Annotated in this window: 17 protein-coding genes and 1 pseudogene; 10 read left to right on the forward strand and 8 right to left on the reverse strand. The window is 71.1% G+C overall.

What is annotated here, in order from left to right; genetic code table 11:
• The first annotated feature begins 73 nt into the window (after positions 1-73).
• Both ACWD0A_RS11865 and ACWD0A_RS11870 read left to right on the forward strand, forming a co-directional pair.
• Positions 74-424, forward strand: coding sequence for a PRC-barrel domain containing protein (locus tag ACWD0A_RS11865; RefSeq protein ID WP_451297062.1), 351 nt, complete (start codon positions 74-76; stop codon positions 422-424).
• A gap of 603 nt (positions 425-1,027) precedes the next feature.
• Positions 1,028-1,447 (forward strand): SSI family serine proteinase inhibitor, encoded by a 420-nt coding sequence (locus ACWD0A_RS11870; RefSeq protein ID WP_451297064.1) that lies wholly within the window; start codon positions 1,028-1,030, stop codon positions 1,445-1,447.
• 21 nt (positions 1,448-1,468) lie between these two features.
• Here ACWD0A_RS11870 and ACWD0A_RS11875 read toward each other — a convergent pair whose 3' ends face one another.
• The 5 genes from ACWD0A_RS11875 to ACWD0A_RS11895 form a co-directional block, all read right to left on the reverse strand.
• Positions 1,469-1,627, reverse strand: a complete 159-nt coding sequence (locus tag ACWD0A_RS11875) for a hypothetical protein (protein ID WP_307716723.1) — start codon at positions 1,625-1,627, stop codon at positions 1,469-1,471.
• A gap of 107 nt (positions 1,628-1,734) precedes the next feature.
• Positions 1,735-2,685 (reverse strand): cytochrome c oxidase assembly protein, encoded by a 951-nt coding sequence (locus ACWD0A_RS11880; protein ID WP_451297066.1) that lies wholly within the window; start codon positions 2,683-2,685, stop codon positions 1,735-1,737.
• A 105-nt stretch (positions 2,686-2,790) separates the two neighbouring features.
• Complete coding sequence (locus ACWD0A_RS11885; protein WP_307716725.1) at positions 2,791-3,816, reverse strand: 6-phosphofructokinase; 1,026 nt, start codon at positions 3,814-3,816, stop codon at positions 2,791-2,793.
• 188 nt (positions 3,817-4,004) lie between these two features.
• A complete protein-coding gene (locus ACWD0A_RS11890) occupies positions 4,005-4,733 on the reverse strand; it encodes a type 1 glutamine amidotransferase (protein WP_307716726.1) in 729 nt (242 codons plus the stop codon).
• A 38-nt stretch (positions 4,734-4,771) separates the two neighbouring features.
• Positions 4,772-6,007 (reverse strand): MurT ligase domain-containing protein, encoded by a 1,236-nt coding sequence (locus ACWD0A_RS11895; protein ID WP_177148168.1) that lies wholly within the window; start codon positions 6,005-6,007, stop codon positions 4,772-4,774.
• Between the two features lie 127 nt (positions 6,008-6,134).
• Here ACWD0A_RS11895 and def point away from each other — a divergent pair, with 127 nt between their 5' ends.
• Complete coding sequence (gene def, locus ACWD0A_RS11900; RefSeq protein ID WP_451297068.1) at positions 6,135-6,704, forward strand: peptide deformylase; 570 nt, start codon at positions 6,135-6,137, stop codon at positions 6,702-6,704.
• A 923-nt stretch (positions 6,705-7,627) separates the two neighbouring features.
• Here def and ACWD0A_RS11905 read toward each other — a convergent pair.
• The gene (locus ACWD0A_RS11905; protein ID WP_177148170.1) at positions 7,628-8,263 is read right to left on the reverse strand and encodes a TetR family transcriptional regulator; all 636 of its coding nucleotides are present in this window, start codon (positions 8,261-8,263) and stop codon (positions 7,628-7,630) included.
• A 163-nt stretch (positions 8,264-8,426) separates the two neighbouring features.
• Here ACWD0A_RS11905 and ACWD0A_RS11910 point away from each other — a divergent pair, with 163 nt between their 5' ends.
• Positions 8,427-9,692: an acyl-CoA dehydrogenase family protein gene (locus ACWD0A_RS11910; protein WP_451297070.1), complete on the forward strand. Its 1,266-nt coding sequence runs from the start codon at positions 8,427-8,429 to the stop codon at positions 9,690-9,692.
• Positions 9,693-9,760: 68 nt separating this feature from the next.
• On the opposite strand, the gene ACWD0A_RS11915 is transcribed toward ACWD0A_RS11910, so the two are convergent.
• The gene (locus ACWD0A_RS11915) at positions 9,761-10,246 is read right to left on the reverse strand and encodes a glutathione peroxidase (RefSeq protein WP_451297072.1); all 486 of its coding nucleotides are present in this window, start codon (positions 10,244-10,246) and stop codon (positions 9,761-9,763) included.
• 92 nt (positions 10,247-10,338) lie between these two features.
• On the opposite strand from ACWD0A_RS11915, the gene ACWD0A_RS11920 reads away from it, so the two are divergent.
• The gene (locus ACWD0A_RS11920; RefSeq protein ID WP_451297074.1) at positions 10,339-10,743 is read left to right on the forward strand and encodes an LppU/SCO3897 family protein; all 405 of its coding nucleotides are present in this window, start codon (positions 10,339-10,341) and stop codon (positions 10,741-10,743) included.
• A 17-nt stretch (positions 10,744-10,760) separates the two neighbouring features.
• Here the strand turns inward: ACWD0A_RS11920 and ACWD0A_RS11925 are convergent, their stop codons facing one another.
• On the reverse strand, positions 10,761-11,684 hold the full coding sequence (locus tag ACWD0A_RS11925; RefSeq protein WP_451297076.1) for a LysR family transcriptional regulator: 924 nt from the start codon (positions 11,682-11,684) through the stop codon (positions 10,761-10,763).
• A gap of 301 nt (positions 11,685-11,985) precedes the next feature.
• Between ACWD0A_RS11925 and phnA the strand changes: the two genes are divergently transcribed.
• The 5 genes and pseudogenes from phnA to ACWD0A_RS11950 all read left to right on the forward strand — a co-directional run bounded on the left by phnA (position 11,986) and on the right by ACWD0A_RS11950 (position 17,738).
• Positions 11,986-13,230 (forward strand): phosphonoacetate hydrolase, encoded by a 1,245-nt coding sequence (gene phnA / locus ACWD0A_RS11930; RefSeq protein ID WP_451297078.1) that lies wholly within the window; start codon positions 11,986-11,988, stop codon positions 13,228-13,230.
• Positions 13,231-13,355: 125 nt separating this feature from the next.
• Positions 13,356-13,883 (forward strand): annotated as a pseudogene (locus tag ACWD0A_RS11935) (MFS transporter); the annotation flags it as partial.
• On the forward strand, positions 13,778-14,671 hold the full coding sequence (locus ACWD0A_RS11940) for an MFS transporter (RefSeq protein ID WP_451297080.1): 894 nt from the start codon (positions 13,778-13,780) through the stop codon (positions 14,669-14,671). The pseudogene ACWD0A_RS11935 and the gene ACWD0A_RS11940, both read left to right, overlap by 106 nt.
• A 124-nt stretch (positions 14,672-14,795) precedes the next feature.
• Entirely contained in the window at positions 14,796-15,962 is a 1,167-nt protein-coding gene (locus tag ACWD0A_RS11945) for a TIGR03364 family FAD-dependent oxidoreductase (RefSeq protein WP_451297082.1), read from the forward strand.
• A 735-nt stretch (positions 15,963-16,697) separates the two neighbouring features.
• Entirely contained in the window at positions 16,698-17,738 is a 1,041-nt protein-coding gene (locus ACWD0A_RS11950; RefSeq protein ID WP_451297084.1) for a terpene synthase family protein, read from the forward strand.
• The last annotated feature ends 7 nt before the right edge of the window (positions 17,739-17,745 follow it).

Raw genomic sequence — 17,745 nt, forward strand, 5'->3', positions numbered from 1 at the left:
CCGTGTGAGCGTGCCATACCCGGGTACCCGCGCCGGTGGGACGGGGACTGTCGGGCCAGGTGAGGAGGCCGAGATGGGTGCTGACATCTGGGGCTACCCGGAGACCGCCGCGTACGTGCCGGGAGCGGAGCTCGTGGGATTCTCGGTCGAGGCGACCGACGGCTCGATCGGCAAGGTCGACAAGCACACCGAGGAGGTGGGCAGGTCGTATCTCGTCGTGGACACCGGGCCGTGGATCCTCGGTCGCCGTGTGCTGGTCCCCGCCGGCGTCGTCTCGCGCATCGACACCTCCGACGAGGTCGTCCACCTGTCCTGCACCAAGGCCGAGGTGAAGGACTCGCCGCCGTTCGAGAGCGGCCGGCACGAGGAGGACCTGAGCTACCTCCAGCTCGTCGAGCACTACTACGCCAACCGGCACATGTGACGGGCGACCGGTCCGCTGTGCGCGACTCCGGCCGTGCTCGGCACGACCGTCGTCGCGCACAGCGCGGTCGGACACACTCTGCGCTGCATGAACCATTCCTTCCCAGGTGAGCCGGGGGTGGAGTGCGGCGTGCTCACGCCGGGACGCGCGCGCCGTGTCAGGGGGTGAACAGGCCGTCGGGCCAAGGCAGTCGGGGCGTCGGTGAGGGCGGCCGCCCTCGTGGCGGTCGTCGTGGACCCGCACGTTCCTGAGTCCCGCGTACCGGTGAGGCGGCGGAGCAGGGGGCGGCGGCGGACGCCGTACATCATCGCGATCCGGGGCGGCGCGACAGCGGTGGCGCGCGCGAGCGGCAGGGCGGCGTCGGAGTACGACAATGCGCCCAAGACGGTTCCCGAGTCCGCCGGAGGCATACAGGTGGCTCCGGCGAGGGGAAGGGGAACGGCCGAAGGGGCGGCCCGGCGGAGCCGTCCGGGCCAATCCGGTGCACCCGTCCGCGCTGCGGCACGGCGTGGCGCGTTGCGGCGGGCCCGGCGGAAGGGTGCTCTATGGCTCGCCCGAACCCCGTACCGGCCGCGTGCCGGCTTCCCCGTCAGGAGGCACCGGATGCACCGCACCGCAGCCCTCGCCGCAGCGGCCCTTCTCGCCGTCGTGGCAGCCGTCCCCTCGGCCCTCCCCGCCGCGGCGTCCCAGGCGCCGGAGCGGGTGGACAAGCCGGTCCCGCGCCATGGACTGTTCCTCACCGTCTCGGGCGCGGAGAACACCTGGATCCGCGGTGTGCTGCTGCACTGCAGCCCCGTGCCGAGCGGCCCGCACCCGGACGCCGTCGGCGCCTGCGCCGCCCTCGACGCGGCCGGCGGCGACCTGGACAGCCTGCCGGGCGAGCCGCACCCGTGCACGAAGCAGTACGACCCGGTCACGGTGAGCGCCACCGGCGCCTGGCGCGGCCGGCCGACCGCCTGGCACAAGACCTTCTCGAACGCGTGTGAACTGGCCGCCGCGACCGGGGCCGTCTTCCGCTTCTGACGCCCTCGGCCGGCGCCGGCCTCAGGTGCTCCGCGAGGCGACCACGCCGAGGGTCACCAGGCCGAGCACCACCCACCCGAACCACAGCCAGCCGTTGCTGCCGAGTGCCGCCGTGTAGGCCGTCACGGCCACGAGGGACCCGACGGTCAGCACTCCCATGACCTTCGTCGAACCGGACATGCGCGCGCCCTCCTTCGACGGCGGGAACCGTCGGGACCATGGTCGCGCGTAAGGAGGGCCCCGCGCCAGCGGCCTGCGGAAACCGGCTGGGGGCTACCGGCGGCGCGTCACCGGCCGCGGGCCTGGAGCGAGGCGAGATACGCGTTGTACGCCTCCAGCTCCTTGTCACCGTCCCGGTCCGCCGCCCGGTCGCGGCGCTTGGCCTGCCGCTGGTCGGAGCGGTACCACTGGAAGACCAGCGCGATGAGCACCAGCACGGAGGGGATCTCGCTGAACGCCCAGGCGATGCCGCCCGCCGCGTTCTGGTCCGACAGCGCGTCGATGCCCAGGGACGCGGGCGGATTCTCGTACGCCTCGACCATCGGCGCGGTCGCCATCATCAGCGCGATCCCGAAGAACGCGTGGAACGGCATGCCCGCGAACAGCTCCAGCATCCGCATCACGTAGCCCGGCCGGTGGGGGCCCGGGTCCACGCCCATGATCGGCCAGAAGAACACCAGGCCCACCGCGAGGAAGTGCAGCATCATCGCGATGTGGCCGGGCTTCGACTCCATCAGGAAGTCGAACAGCGGCGTGAAGTACAGCCCGTACAGGCTCGCGATGAACAGCGGGATCGTGAAGGCCGGGTGGGTGACGACCCGCATGTACCGGCTGTGCAGCAGCATAAGGAGCAGCTCGCGGGGACCCTTGCGGCCCCGGCCCGCGACGGGCAGCGCCCGCAGCGCGAGCGTGATCGGTGCGCCGAGAAGGATCACGATCGGCGACAGCATGCTGATGACCATGTGCTGCACCATGTGCACGCTGAACATGACCATGCCGTAGTCGTTCAGCTTGGTGCACATCACCAGTGCGACACTGAGCACGCCGACGGTGAACCAGATCGTACGGCTCACCGGCCAGGCGTCTCCGCGTGCGCGCAGCCGGGCGACGCCCCACCCGTACAGGCCGAGCGCCAGCAGGCAGCCGACCAGGAAGAAGGGGTCCGGTGAGAACTCCAGGCCCCGCCCCAGCGTGAACGGCGGCAGATCCGTGGTCATGCCGTGCCCGCTGTGATCCATCTGTGTGCTCCCGGGCTCCCGATTCGTGCCTGTTGTCCGGACCAGACTAGATGTGCCCCCCGCCGCGACCGCGACCGGGGGCACAACCCATAGCAGGGGGCCGGATCAGAGCACGCACTCCGCCTCGTCGTACCGGTCCGCGGGAACCGTCTTCAGCGTCCGGGTCGCCTCGGCGAGCGGCACCATCGTGATGTCCGTGCCGCGCAGCGCCGTCAGCATCCCGAACTCGCCGCGGTGCGCCGCCTCCACCGCGTGCCAGCCGAACCGCGTGGCCAGCACACGGTCGTACGCGGTCGGGGTGCCACCGCGCTGCACGTGGCCGAGGATCACCGGACGGGCCTCCTTGCCGAGCCGCTGCTCCAGCTCGACGGAGAGCTGGCGGGCGACGCCCGCGAACCGCTCGTGCCCGTAGATGTCCTTGCCGCCCTCGTCCCAGCGCATCGTGCCCTCGCGGGGCTTCGCGCCCTCGGCGACGACCACGATCGCGAACTTCTTGCCGGCCGAGAACCGCTCGCCGACCCGGGCGGTCAGCTCGTCGATGTCGAAGGGGCGCTCCGGGACGACGATCGCGTGGGCGCCGGCCGCCATGCCCGAGTGGAGCGCGATCCATCCCGTGTGCCGGCCCATGACCTCCACGATCAGCACTCGCTGGTGCGACTCGGCCGTGGTCTTCAGCCGGTCCAGCGCCTCCGTCGCGACACCGACGGCGGTGTCGAAACCGAAGGTCACGTCGGTGGACGCGATGTCGTTGTCGATCGTCTTCGGCACGCCCACGATGGGCAGGCCGGCCTCCGACAGCAGGTGGGCCGCCTTGAGCGTGCCCTCACCGCCGATCGGGATGATCGCGTCGAGACCGAGATCGGCGACATGGCCCTTGGCCCGCTCCACACCGTCGCGCAGATGCGCGGGCTGGACGCGGGAGGAACCGAGGATCGTGCCGCCACGGGCCAGGATGCCGCCCACCGCGTCCAGGTCGAGCTTGCGGTAGTCGCCCTCCAGGAGGCCCTTCCAGCCGTCGTGGAATCCGATGACCTCGTCGTCGTGGTCGACGACGGCACGGTGTACGACGGAACGGATGACGGCGTTCAGACCGGGGCAGTCGCCGCCGGAGGTGAGCACACCAATGCGCATAGCCCGAAAACCTTTACAACGTGGGCCGACTCCCGGACCACGTCGTCCGGTTGGATCCCCGCCACCCTACCGGCGTCGGGCGGCCGGTCAGAAACGGGCGTCCGACTGGTGGGACCGGGCCGACGACCCCTTCGCTCAGCCGAGCGAAGGGGTCTTCAGGATGTGCGCTCTACTGAGCGGAGGCGGCGTCAGGCGGGCTGGGTGGCGGACGCGATCCGCTCGGCGCGCAGGGCCTCGTACCAGCGGTCGTCGGTCGGCGGCAGCGCGTTCACGTCGAGCGCCAGCTTCAGCAGCAGGTCCGCGATCTGCGGGTTGCGGGCCATCACGGGACCGTGCATGTAGGTGCCGAAGACGGTGTCGTTGTACGCCCCTTCGGTGCCGTCCCCGGTGCCGTTGCCGCGGCCGAGGACCGTGCGCGCGAACGGCCGGGCGGTCGGGCCGAGGTGGGTGATGCCCTGGTGGTTCTCGAAGCCCGTCAGCTGGGGCAGCCCCAACTGCGGGTCGATGTCGGCCAGGACATCGCCGACGCAACGGGCGCCCTCGCCGCGCGTGGAGATCACGTCGATCAGGCCGAGACCCGGCTCGCGCTCGCCGAGGTCGTTGATGAACTCGTGGCCGAGGATCTGGTAGCCGGCGCAGACCGAGAAGATGATCGCGCCGTTGGAGGCGGCGCGGCTCAGGCCGCCGTCGCGGCGCAGCCGCTCGGCCGCGAGCCGCTGGGGGCGGTCCTCGCCGCCGCCGATCAGGTAGATGTCGCCGGATGTCGGCACGGGCTGGTCGCTGCGCACGTCGATGCGCATCACGTCGAGACCGCGCTGGCGGGCGCGGCGCTCGACGACGAGCGCGTTGCCCTGGTCGCCGTAGGTGCTGAGCAGATCCGGGTAGACCCACACCAGACGCAGACTGCTGTCACTCATTCCCATAAGTCCTTTTCGTCCGTCCGCTCGTCAGTCGCTCAGTTGCCGACGCGGCGGCGCACGTCCTGGAAGGCGGTGTAGTTGGCGATCAGCTCGATCCGGCCCGGCGGGGCTGTCTGCACGGCCTCGTCGACCGTCTCGCACACCCGGAAGTCCAGGCCCGCGACCTCCAGCCGGACCGCGAGGTCGAGCTTGCGGTCGCCGATCACGAAGATCGGGTGCCCGGCGAGCCGCGTGTAGTCGACGTCCCACAACCACGAGGTGTCGGTGCCGTCCGCGCCGCGGGCGTTGACGGACAGGATGACCGGCGTCGGCGGCGGGTCGATCAGCGAGAACGTCTCCAGCCAGCCGGCCGGGTTCTTCGCGAGCAGCAGCCGCACGTCACGGCCGAGGAAGGAGACGACGTCGTACCGGCCGGCGACGGCCTGGACCTGGTACATGCGCTCCAGCGCGACTTGCGGCGGAACGCCGAAGCAGGCGGCGACGGCGGCCGAGGTGGCGGCGTTCGCCTTGTTGGCGCGGCCGGGCAGCTGGAGGTGGATCGGCCAGGCCGAGCCGTGCGGGTCGAGGACGTGGTCACCGCTGAGCACCCAGCTCGGGGCGGGACGGCGGAAGCCGCACTCGCCGCAGAACCAGTCGTCGCCCGGGCGCTGCATCACACCGCCGCAGGACGGGCAGGACCAGGCGTCGTCCTTCCACTCCTGCCCGGCGGCCACCCACACCACATTGGGGGAGGAGGACGCGGCCCACACGACCAGCGGGTCGTCGGCGTTCGCGATCACGGTGGCCTTCGCGCCCGTGAGGCCCTCACGCCACTTCTCGGCCAGCATCCGGGTCTCGGCCGCGCGGTCCAACTGGTCGCGGGAGAGGTTGAGCAGCGCGATGGCCTTGGGCGTCACGTCCCTGGCCACACCGGCGAGGTACTTCTCGTCCACCTCGATCACACCGAACTTCGCGTCCGAGCCGCCGGCCAGCGCGGAGGTGATGCCCGCGGGCATGTTGGCGCCGAGCGCGTTCGAGACGACGGGGCCGCTGGCGCGCAGGGCCTCGGCGATCAGCCGCGTGGTCGTGGTCTTTCCGTTGGTCGCCGACACGAGGACGACGTCCAGGTGCTGCGCGAGCCGTCCCAGCAGGTCGGGGTCCAGCTTGAGCGCCACCCGGCCGCCGATCACCGATCCGCTGCCGCGCCCGGCGGCGCGCGACACCGCCGCTGCGGCCTTGCCCGCCGTAACGGCCAGCTTGGCTCGTGGCGTCAGCTCCGAGTTGCCTGACATCGTCCTTGATCCTCCTAGCATCGGTCGGGACTCAGCCTATCGACCTCTTCTCGGCAGCCCGTACCGCGGCACCGTCGGAATACGTGGAGGTCACGGGGGGACCTGCGCGGAACGTAGGCTGGTCGCCATGCGAAACCGGCCCATCCCCGGCAGTTCCGGACTGGTCAGGCCCATGAGCCTGCTCGGTGATCCGGTGCTGCACGCCCCCTGCGAGCCCGTCACCGACTTCGGCGCGGAGCTGGGGCGGCTCGTCGAGGACATGTTCGCGACGATGTACGCGGCACAGGGGGTCGGTCTCGCGGCCAACCAGGTCGGCGTCGCCCTGCGGGTGTTCGTCTACGACTGCCCCGACGACGAGGACGTGCGCCACCTCGGGCACGTCGTCAACCCGCGTCTGGTCGAGGCCGACGGCCTCACGGTCCGCGGGCCGGAGGGCTGCCTGTCCCTCCCGGGCCTGGAGGCGGGGACGGAGCGCTTCGACCGGGCGGTCGTGGAAGGCGTGACGCTGGACGGCGAGCCGGTCCGCGTGGAGGGCACGGGGTTCTTCGCGCGCTGTCTGCAGCACGAGTGCGATCATGTGGACGGCCTGGTGTACGCGGACCGGCTGACGCCGTGGCGCCGTGGCCGCCTGGCGCGGGCGGCCCGCAAGGCGGCGTGGTCGACGCCGGAGGGCGTGTCGCGCCTGCGGCGCGCTTAGCCGGGGGGCCGTTTCCCCCACCCCGCCCCTTCCCGTAACTGGGGCTCCGCCCCAGGCCCCGAGCCCCTGCGCCCTGACGGGCGCCGCATTGGGCTCCGTGCCCGGACCGCCGCGTGCCTTGCGGCCTGGTGCGCGCGGGCATTTGGGGGCTTCGCCTCAGACCCGTGCCCCGTTCGGTGGCGGCCCTGGGCCCTGTGCCGGGCTCTGCGCGGTGGGCTCCGCCCTGGCGGGCCGGGCGTTGGGCTCCGTGCCCGGACCGCCGTGCTCTGCGCCCTGGTGGGCGCGGGTTATTTGGGGCTTCGCCGCAGACCTTGTACTTGGTTCGGTGCTCCCCCCGGCCGTGTACCGGGCTCTGCGGCCTGGTGGGCGGGGTGTTGGGCTCGGCCCTGGACCGCCGTGCTCTGCGCCCGGCGCGGCGCGGGCTTTCGGGGCTTCGCCCCGTGCTCGTGCCGTCTTCGGGTGGTGACTTGCGCCCTGGCGCGCAGGGGAATTTTGGGGCTTCGCCCCAGAACTCCGTGCCCGGTTCGGTGCCGGCCCTGGGCCATGTGCCGGGCTCTGCGGGCGGCTTCGCCCGGGGGCGGGGCGTTGGGCTCCGTGCCCGGGCCGCCGTGTGTTCTGCGCCTTGGTGGGCGCGGGCTACGGGACTTCGCCCCGGAACTCCGTGCCCGGTTCGGTGCCGCCCCCGGTCGTGTACCGGGCTCCGTGCCCGGTTGGCTCCGCCCGGGTGGGGGGTGTTGGGCTCCACCCCAGGACCGCGCTTCGCGCGGTGTCCTCGGGCGTCGGAGGGGCAGGAAACCCCAGCTTCGCCGGCGATTGAGGCGCGGGGTTCGGGGCGGAGCCCCGACGGGTGTGGCGGGCAGGGGGATTCAGCCCCGCCGGCGACTGAGGCGCAGCGGCCCCGGATGCGCAGCGCGGTGCATCCGTCAGAAGCCCGGGCCGCCCACGCGGTCAGGGGCGTCGAAGAGGCGGCCGCACAGGAGGTCCGTCAGGCTTTTCACCAACTGCGCGCGCGAGCACGGGCGTTCGCCCAGCCACCAGTCGCCCGCCGCGTGCATCATGCCGACGATGCCGTGGCCCCACACCCGCGCCAGCAGGTCGCCGCCCGGGCCCAGGTCGACGCGGTCGGCGATCACCTTGCCCAGCTCCTCGCCGAGGCGGCGCAGCAGCGGGGCCGAGTGGCGGCCGACGTCGAAGCCCTGTTCGGAGGGCTGGTTGTCCTCGGCCGGGTGCATCAGGAAGCGGTAGACCTGGGGCCGCGCCTCGATGGCCGCGAGGTAGGTGTCCAGTGTTCCCGCCACCCGCTCGCGGCGGTCGACGTCCGCGTCCACCGCCACCTGCAGAGCCCGCAGCAGGGCGTCGGTGTGGCGCTTCGCCAGGGCCCGGTACAGCCCGCCCTTGTCGCCGAAGTGACGGTAGAGGATCGGCTTGGTGATGCCCGCCTCGGCCGCGATCGCGTTCATGGAGGCGTGCGGCCCCTCGCGGAGCACCACCCGGTCCGCTGCTTCGAGCAGCTCCCGTCGCCGCTGGTCCGCCGACCGCTGCTGGTGTGCGCTGTCCATGCCCTGTCTCTCCCCGCCCTTGCGAATGCGTGACGCGCAAGGTAACACCCGCTGCGGGGGACCAGTGATCCGGTGGCCTCGGTTGACAGGTTCTACTGCCCGGTAACAGACTTCGAGTTACCGCAAGTAACGCCCTGGCGGGCGCCGTAGTGCTGGAGGGGACATGGCCGAGTTCACGCTCGATCTCAACGAGGACCAGAAGCAGGTCCGGGACTGGCTCAACGGCTTCGCCAAGGACGTGATGCGCCCGGCCGCGGCCGAGTGGGACGAGCGTGAGGAGACCCCCTGGCCCGTCATCCAGGAGGCGGCCAAGCTCGGCATCTACTCTCTGGACTTCTACGCCCAGCAGTTCTTCGACCCCACCGGCCTCGGCATCCCGATGACGATGGAGGAGCTGTTCTGGGGCGACGCGGGCATCGCCCTGTCGATCGTCGGCACCGGCCTGGCCGCCGTGGGCGTCATCGCCAACGGCACCGAGGAGCAGATCGGCACGTGGATCCCGCAGATGTACGGCGACGCCGACGACGTCAAGGTCGCCGCCTTCTGCTCCTCCGAGCCCGATGCCGGCAGCGACGTCGCCTCCATGCGCACCCGCGCCGTATACGACGAGGCCAAGGACGAGTGGGTCCTCAACGGCACCAAGACCTGGGCGACCAACGGCGGCATCGCCAACGTCCACGTCGTCGTCGCCGTCGTCGACCCCGCACTCGGCTCCAAGGGACACGCGTCCTTCATCGTGCCGCCGAACACCCCCGGCCTCTCCCAGGGCCAGAAGTTCAAGAAGCACGGCATCCGCGCTTCGCACACCGCCGAGGTCGTCCTGGAGAACGTCCGCGTCCCCGGCCACTGCCTCCTCGGCGGCAAGGAGAAGCTGGACGAGCGCCTGGCCAAGGCGCGCGAGAGGGCCAGGTCCGGCGGCGAGCGAAGCGAGATGGGGGTCCCCCCGGCCGGAGGCTGGGGGAGGGTCAAGAACGCGGCGATGGCCACCTTCGAGGCGTCCCGCCCCGCCGTCGGCGCCATGGCGGTCGGCACTGCCCGTGCCGCGTACGAGGAAGCGCTCGAATACGCAAGGACGCGCGAGCAGTTCGGGCGTCCGATCATCGACAACCAGGGCGTCGCCTTCCAGCTCGCCGACATGCGCACGCAGATCGACGCCGCCCGCCTGCTGGTGTGGCGGGCCTCCTGGATGGCGACCACGGGCAAGCCGTTCACCTCGGCCGAGGGGTCCATGTCCAAGCTGTTCGCCAGCGAGACCGCCAAGAAGGTCACCGCCCAGGCCATCCAGATCCTCGGCGGAAACGGGTTCACCCGCGAGTACCCGGTGGAGCGCATGCACCGCGACGCCGCGATCTACACCATCTTCGAGGGCACCAGCGAGATCCAGCGCCTGGTCATCGCCCGCACGCTGTCGGGCATGCCGATCCGCTGACGGGCCGACGCGGCGAAGGCTCCCGTCCCGGCCGGGACCGGAGCCTTCGTGGTGCGCCCGGCGGCCCGTCAGGCAGCCAGCAGCCCCTCGATCGCCGCCACGACCTCGGCGGACTCCGGCTCGGTGCGCGGGCGGAAGCGGGTGACCTCGCCCTGCGGGGAGATCAGGAACTTCTCGAAGTTCCACTGGACGTCACCCGCTTCACCGGCCGCGTCCGCGGTCTTCGTCAGCTCCGCGTACAGCGGGTGCCGGCCCTCGCCGTTCACCTCGGTCTTCTCCAGCAGCGGGAACGTCACACCGTACGTCGCCGAGCAGAACGCACCGATCTCCTCCGCGTTGCCCGGCTCCTGGCCCGCGAACTGGTTGCACGGCACGCCGAGCACCGTGAGCCCCCGGTCGCCGTACGTCTTCTGCAGCCGCTCCAGGCCCTCGTACTGCGGCGTCAGGCCGCAGCGGGACGCCACGTTCACCACGAGCACGGCCTTGCCGCGGTGATCGGCGAGCGACGTCGGCTCGCCCGTCAGGGTGCGCAACGGGATGTCGAAAAGGGACATCGAGGACTCCTTCGTACCTGTGTTTATGTGATTCTTATTCTTCGTGTAGCGTGCGCGCGTTCGATAAGCATGCAACCACGAGGAAGTCCGCCATGAGCGCCCCGACGTCCCCCTCCGCCCCGCAGGACCCCCAGCAGATCCCGCAGGGTCAGCCCGATGCTGCTCCCGCTCCCCAGCCGGCCAAGAAGGGCATCGTCCGGAAGCTCCTCGGGGTCGTCGTCCTCATCGTCGTCGCCGTGGCCGTGAAGCTCGGCGCCGGCTACATCCTCGGTGACGCCCCGGTCCGCGCCGAGGCCGGCGACTGCGTCCAGGTCACCGGTCCGGACGACGCCCCCGAGGTCGAGACCAAGAAGTGCGGTGAAAAGGGCGCCAACTACAAGGTCGTCAAGGTCATCGAGAACAGCTTCGACGTCAACGCCTGCACCGTGGGCGAGGCCGCCCTGGCGCAGCAGTGGGACGCCGACAAGTTCGTGCTCTGCCTCGACCCGGCCAAGTAAGCGCCTCCGAGGGGCCCTCAGGGCGCACCCACCGCCGGCAGCTCACGCGGCCACTCGCCGACGGAGCGCAGCAGCTCGATGAACGCGCGCTCCGCCGGCGACAGCAGACGGTCTCTGCGGCGGACGAGATTGACGGGCCGTGACCGCGGCACCGGACTGACCGGCAGCACCGCCAGCGTCCCGGCCCGTACGTCGTCCACCACGGCGTGCTCGGAGATGAGGGCGAGCCCGAGACCCGCCACCACGCACTGCTTGACCGCCTCGGGCCCCCAGACGTCACCCCGCGACACATGGGTCAACTCCCAGTCCGCCAGCGCCTGTTCCTGGAGCTCCCGCGTCTGGGACCCCGGCTCGCGCAACAGGAAGCGGCAGCCCGCCAGATCGCGCGGGCACACCTCGTCCCGCGCCGCCAGCGGATGCTCCGGCGCCGCGATGAGCACCAGACGCTCACCGAGCACCGTCTCCGGCACCAGCTGGGACGCCGTCGGCGCACCCGCGACCACCGCGACTCCGATGTCCCCGGCCAGCAGCCGCTCCAGCACGGCCTCGTTGTTGCCCACGAAGATGTCGCACTCGATGCCCGGATGCCGCTCCTGGAAGCGCGCCAGCAGCGGCGGCAGCAGATACGTGCCGACCGTCGTCGAACCGCCGACCAGCAGCCGCCCCGACGTCAGCCCGCTCACCTGCTGCACCGCCGCCACGGCCTCCTCGGCCAGCAGGAACACCCGCTTGCCGTACTCCGCCAGCACCTCGCCCTCGGCCGTCGGCCGCGCCCGCGAGCCCGAACGGTCGATCAGGGTGACCTTCAGGGACTGCTCCAGCCGGCGCACCTGGTTGGAGACCGACGGCTGACTCATGTAGAGCCGGTGAGCCGCCGCCGAGAAGCCCTGGTGCTCCACGACCTGCATGAAGATCCACAAACGGTGGAGGTTGAGTTCCACTGGCCTCCCCACGCCGCTCGCCGATCATCCGGGCCGCCGACTCTAGCCCCGGGACGCCCTGGTGGGGAGGGTGCGGGACGCGGTGACCGCGCCTGCCGGGGCCCGCCCCGAGGAAACCCACCACCGGCGGCAGCCGCCAACGGCCTCTGCCCTGGTCAGCCACGACCGCGTCAAGGGGCTATGGCGGCCATAGCGAATCCGGTGGTTCTGCCCCAGCTCGGCTCGGTGCTACCCATGAAAAGGCGGGACGGCGAACGAGGCGGCCGTCCCGGCTCCTTCGACCTCAGGGGTGGATCCGCACATGACCGAACCGCTGACAGTGAACGGGCGCCGCTACCACCGGCCCCGCCGGCCCGTTGCCGTCGTCTGCATCGACGGCAGCGAGAACGCCTACCACGAGCGGGCCGTCGCGGACGGCCGCATGCCCTTCCTGGAGCGCATGCTGCGCACGGGCAGCGACCTGCGCGCCGACTGCACGATGCCGTCCTTCACCAACCCCAACAACCTGTCCATCGCCACCGGGGTGGCGCCCTCCGTCCACGGCATCTGCGGCAACTACTTCTACGACACCGTCAGCGGCACCGAGGTCATGATGAACGACCCCGAACTGCTGCGCGTCCCCACGCTGTTCGCCGCCTTCTCACGGCAGGGCGCCAAGGTCGCCGTCGTCACCGCCAAGGACAAGCTGCGCCGCCTCCTCGGCAGTGGTCTCGTCGACGGGATCTGCTTCTCCGCGGAGAAGGCAGACCAGGCCACCGAGGAGGAGAACGGCATCGGCAAGGTCCTCGCGCGGACCGGCATGGACCTGTCGTCCGTCTACAGCGCCGAGCTCAGCGAACTGGTCATGGCCGCCGGGGCCGACATCCTCGACAAGGACCGCCCCGACGTCATGTACCTCTCGCTCACCGACTACATCCAGCACAAGCACGCACCCGGATCGCCCGTCGCCAACGACTTCTACGCCATGCTCGACCAGTATTTCGAGCGCATCGACGAGCTCGGCGCCGTCCTCGTCGTGACCGCCGACCACGGCATGAACGCCAAGGCCGACGGCGACGGAATCGCCCGGGTGGTCCACCTCCAGGACGTCCTCGACGCACGTCTGGAGCCGGGATCCGCCCGCGTCGTCCTGCCCATCACCGACCCGTACACCGTCCACCACGGCGCACTCGGCTCGTACGCCACCGTCCATCTGCCCGAGGGCGCCGACACCGGCGCCCTCACCGCCCACCTCGCGGCACTGGCGGGCGTGGACGTGGTCCTGACCCGCGAGGAGGCGTGCGCCCGTTTCGAACTGCCAGGCGACCGCATCGGGGACCTGGTGGTCATCGCGGAACGCAACACCGTGCTCGGCACCACGCCGGCGCGGCACGACATCTCCGGCTTCACCGAGCCGCTGCGCTCACACGGCGGACTCACCGAGCAGAAGGTGCCGTTCCTCGTGAACGCCCCCGTCACCGAGCTGCCCGACGGGCACCGGCTGCGCAACTTCGACGCGTACTGGGTCGGCACCGCGATCGCGGCGGGAGAGCCGCTGACCACCTGAACCGCACCGATCCGCACACGACCCGGCCCCGGCGCACCGCCGAGGCGCGCGCCGGGGCCGTGCCATGCCCGTTGCCGCCCCCCACGCCAGCCAATCCGCCCCATGACGAGGGACAGGACACAGCTATGGCCGACCTCGCACCACCGCAACCGCACCGCAGACCCCTGCCCGGCACCACGGAGGCGGACGCCGTCCGCTGGCGCCGCCGGATCTTCGCCGTCACCTGGCTCGCCTACGCCGGGTTCTACTTCGTACGCCAGGCCTTCTCCGTCGCCAAACTCGGCATCCTCGACGACCCGGCCGTCGACACGGTCCTCACCGAACGCGTCCTCGGCGTCATCGACGCCGTCTACCTCGCCGCCTACGCGGCCGGGCAGTTCCTGTGGGGCGTGTGGGCCGACCGCTTCGGCCCCCGGGTCGTGGTCATCGGAGGCATGATCGGCGCCGTCGCCGCGGCCTGCGTGATGGGCCTCAGCAGCGCCCTGCTCGTCTTCGGCGGCGCAATGGTCGTCCAGGGCCTCGCCCAGTCGGCCGGCTGGGCGCCGCTGTGCAAGAACATGGGCAGCTTCTTCCCGGTACGGCAGCGCGGCCGGGTCCTCGGGCTCTGGAGCACCAACTACGCGTTCGGGGGCCTCGCCGCGCCCCCGTTCCTGGGCTGGATCGCCTACTCGCTCTTCGACAGCTGGCAGGTGGCGTTCCTCGCGGGCGCCGCGACCCCGCCGGCGTACTGCTGCTGTTCGTCGCGCTCCAGAAGGACTCTCCGCGGGACGCGGGCATCGCCGAGGACGACGCACCCGGCGAGGAGGCGGCGCCGGAGCCGGGTGAGCGGCGCGGCGGGCTCGCGCTCTACCGCGAGACGCTGCGCGACCGCATGGTGCTCACCCTCGGCGCCGCCTACTTCCTGCTCAAGCCTGCCCGTTACGCGATCCTCCTGTGGGGGCCCGTGCTCGTCAGCCGACGGCTGCCCGTCATCGACAAGGTCGGCGCCGTCCTCATCCCGATCGCCTTCGGGGTGGCCGGCGTCCTCGCCCCGATCGTCGTCGGCTGGGTCTCCGACCGGCTGTTCGCCTCGCGCCGCGTACCGCCGTGCGTCCTCGCGCTGGCGCTGCTGACCGTGACCCTCGCGCTGTTCATGCCGCTCACCGCGACCGGCAGCGTCCCGGTCATGATCGGTGTCCTCGCCGTGATCGGGCTGACCGTGTACGCCGCGGACTCGATGATCTCGTGCGTCGCCGCCGTGGACTTCGGCACCGACAAGGGCGCGGGCACCGCGGCCGGGCTGGTCAACGGCTGTGGCTCCGTCGGCGCCGTCCTCGGAGGACTGCTGCCCGGGTTCCTCTCCGGCGGTGCGCTGTTCACCGGTTTCGCCGGCGCCGCGCTGCTGGCCGGGCTGCTGATGCTGCCGCACTGGAACCGGCTGCCGCGCACGGCAGGCGCGTGAACCGCCGTCGCACGAACCCGCGTCACCCCTCGCCGCGTACCAGCCGTACCAGCCGTACCAGCCGTACCAGCCGTACCAGCCGTACCAGCCGTACCAGCCGTACCGAGAGAGGAACCGAGACCCCATGACCGTCAACCAGGCCGACACCGTCGTCGTCGGCGCAGGAATCGTCGGACTCGCGCACGCCCTGGCCGCCGCCCGCCGCGGCGAGCGCGTCGTCGTCTTCGAGCGCGACGACTTCGCCGTCGGCGCGTCCATCCGCAACTTCGGGATGATCTGGGCTATCGGCCAGGAACGGGGCGCCGTCTACGAGCGCGCGCTGCGCAGCCGCGAGATCTGGCTGGAGGTCGCCGCCAAGACCGGTCTGTGGGCCGAGCAGACCGGCTCGCTCCACCTCGCCCACCACCCCGACGAGGTCGCCGTCCTCGAGGAGTTCCTCGCCACGACGCCGGCCGCCCGCGAACGCGGCGCCACCCTGCTCACCGCCGGGGAGGCCACGCGGCGCAGCGCGGTCGCCCGGCCCGACGGCCTGCTGGCCGCGATGTGGAGCCCGACCGAGGTCAACGTCGACCCCCGGCGGGCGATCCCCGCCGTCGCCGAACACCTCGTCGCCGAGTACGGGGTCGACATCCGCTTCGGCACCACCGTGCGCTCGGTCGACCTGCCCACCGTCTCCACGACGGCGGGGGAGTGGCGTGCCGGGCGCGTCTTCGTGTGCAGCGGAAACGACTTCGCGACGCTCTACCCCGACGTCTTCGCCGAGAGCGGCCTCGTCCGCTGCAAGCTCCAGATGATGCGCACCGGCGTCCAGCCGGGCGGCCGGCAGCTCGGTCCGATGCTCTGCGGCGGGCTCACGCTGCTCCACTACGCGGCTTTCGACGGCCTCGCGGCCCGCGTGCCGCTCGCCGAACGGATGGCCTCCGAGCTGCCGTTCCACCGCGAGCACGGCATCCACGTGCTGCTCTCCCAGACCGCGGACGGACGGCTGACGATCGGCGACAGCCACGCCTACGGCATGACGCACGACCCCTTCGAGAACGAGGAGATCAACGAAGCCGTCCTCGCCTACCTGGCCACCTTCGCCGCGATCCCCGACGCCCGCATCACCGAACGCTGGACGGGCTACTACCCCTCCCTGCGGGACGGGCGCACCGAACTCGTCGTCTCCCCCGCGCCGTCCGTCATCGTCGTCAACGGCGTCGGCGGGGCCGGCATGACGCTCTCCTTCGGCCTCGCCGAGGAGGTCGTCGGCGCCTGGACGGGTGGAAGGGCCCCGGCGGGAACGTCCTGACGCCGTTGGCGCATAACGGGCCCGGCGTGACGTCGGCCTTCACGACCTGGTGGTGGTGAAGGCCGACGTCGTGCTGTGGGAAGGGCGTCGGTGTCATTGCGTGTCGAGGAGCAAGGGGAGGTCCCGGCCGGGACGCTTCGCGTGGCTGTCCAGGCTGCCGCGGCTGGTTACGTGCCTCCAGGCGATCGGGGATGAGCCGGTGGAGGCGGACAATTGAGCCCGGGCGGCGTGTAGGGCGAAACGTCGGCGCGCGAGTACAGGCACGGGCGCCTGACCGGCTCCCGTGCGCCCGGCGGCATCCTCGCGGCCATGCACTGCCCTTCACGTCTCCTCGCGTCGACACGTCCCTCTGCGCCCGGTGCTGAAGCAATGGCGATCTACGCCACTGACCTGCGGGTTCTCCGGCGGGCTGCCGCGCACCCCGCGTGGGTGCGGGCGATTTGCCGGACTCCCTGAACGCCACAATTATGGCATTCGCATATGACTTCCCGAATAACCGCCTGGCATTGCCCAAAGGGTCCCGGGATTTCGTGGCCGGATTACATTGACAGTCTGCTCGGTTCCGCGCGTTAATTGACCGCCCGAGGTGTTGGATCTTCTCGCACGGATGCGCAAATCGACCAATTTTGTGACCAGGGTGATCGTCGAAACATGTTGGGTCATACCGTAGTTGAGGCGTGATCGCCTGGGCATCAGCGCGGACGTGCCGAATCCGGATTCCCTGTGGAGGGATTTATGGCCCTTCTCGACTCCTTCTCCATTCCAGACTTCCATCTGCCCTTCGAATCCTCCAAACATCCGCAGTCGGGCCAGGCCAACGACGAGGCGACCTCGTGGGCACTTCGCCTTGGGCTGATCACCGACGCGGCGGAGCAGTTCGCCGGCATCGGTTTCGGGCACCTGTCCGGGCGGGTGTGTCATGAGGCGCCCTACCGGCACGTCGTGCTGCTTGCCGAGTGGATGGCCTGGTCATTCGTCCTCGACGACCAGCACGACCACCTCATCAGGGCGGGTCGCCTGGAGGCGTGGCGTCCCCTCACCGATGCGATCACCGGGTACCTCGCCACGGGGAAGATCGAGGGTGCGCCGCAGCTGCGCCACAATCCACTGGTGGTCGGATTCGTCGACCTGTGCGACCGCATCCTGGCCGAGATGCCGCCGAGCACAGGGGAGCGCTACCGGGCGCACATCCCCCTCATGCTGCGCTCCCTCGACCAGGAGGCGGTCAACCGGAACGCCGCACAGCAGCCGACGATCGACGACTACGTCCACATGCGCCGGCACAGTTCCCAACTGCTGCCGATGATGGACATGGTGGAGGCCGGCCTGGGCGTGGAAGTGCCCCCGGAGGTGTACAACAGCTCCGCGTTCCAGGACCTCATGAGCAGTGCCCTGGACGTCATCTCATGGGGCAACGACGTCTTCTCCCTGCGCAAGGAGTTCTCCTGCGGGGACAACAACAACCTCGTCTCCCTCCTTGCCTGGTGGAACGAGTGGTCACTGCCACAGGCCGTGCTCGCCGTCCAGGAGCGCACCCGCGTCCGCGTCGAGGACTTCCTGGCCGCTGCGCAGAGGCTGCCCGATGTGCTGGACACGCTCGGGGTGACGGACCCCTCGGTACGTGCCGGAGTCGCGCGCTGTGTGAAGAGCTATCAGGACTGGATGATCGGCGCGGACCTCTGGCAGCGGTACGAGTGCACCCGCTACAACGATGAACGGTGGGTCGCGGGGCTCGAGTCCGCGTACACCCGCCCGGATCTCATCTCAGTGAAATGAGCGGTAC

This window comes from Streptomyces sp. NPDC002867 (assembly GCF_053591895.1).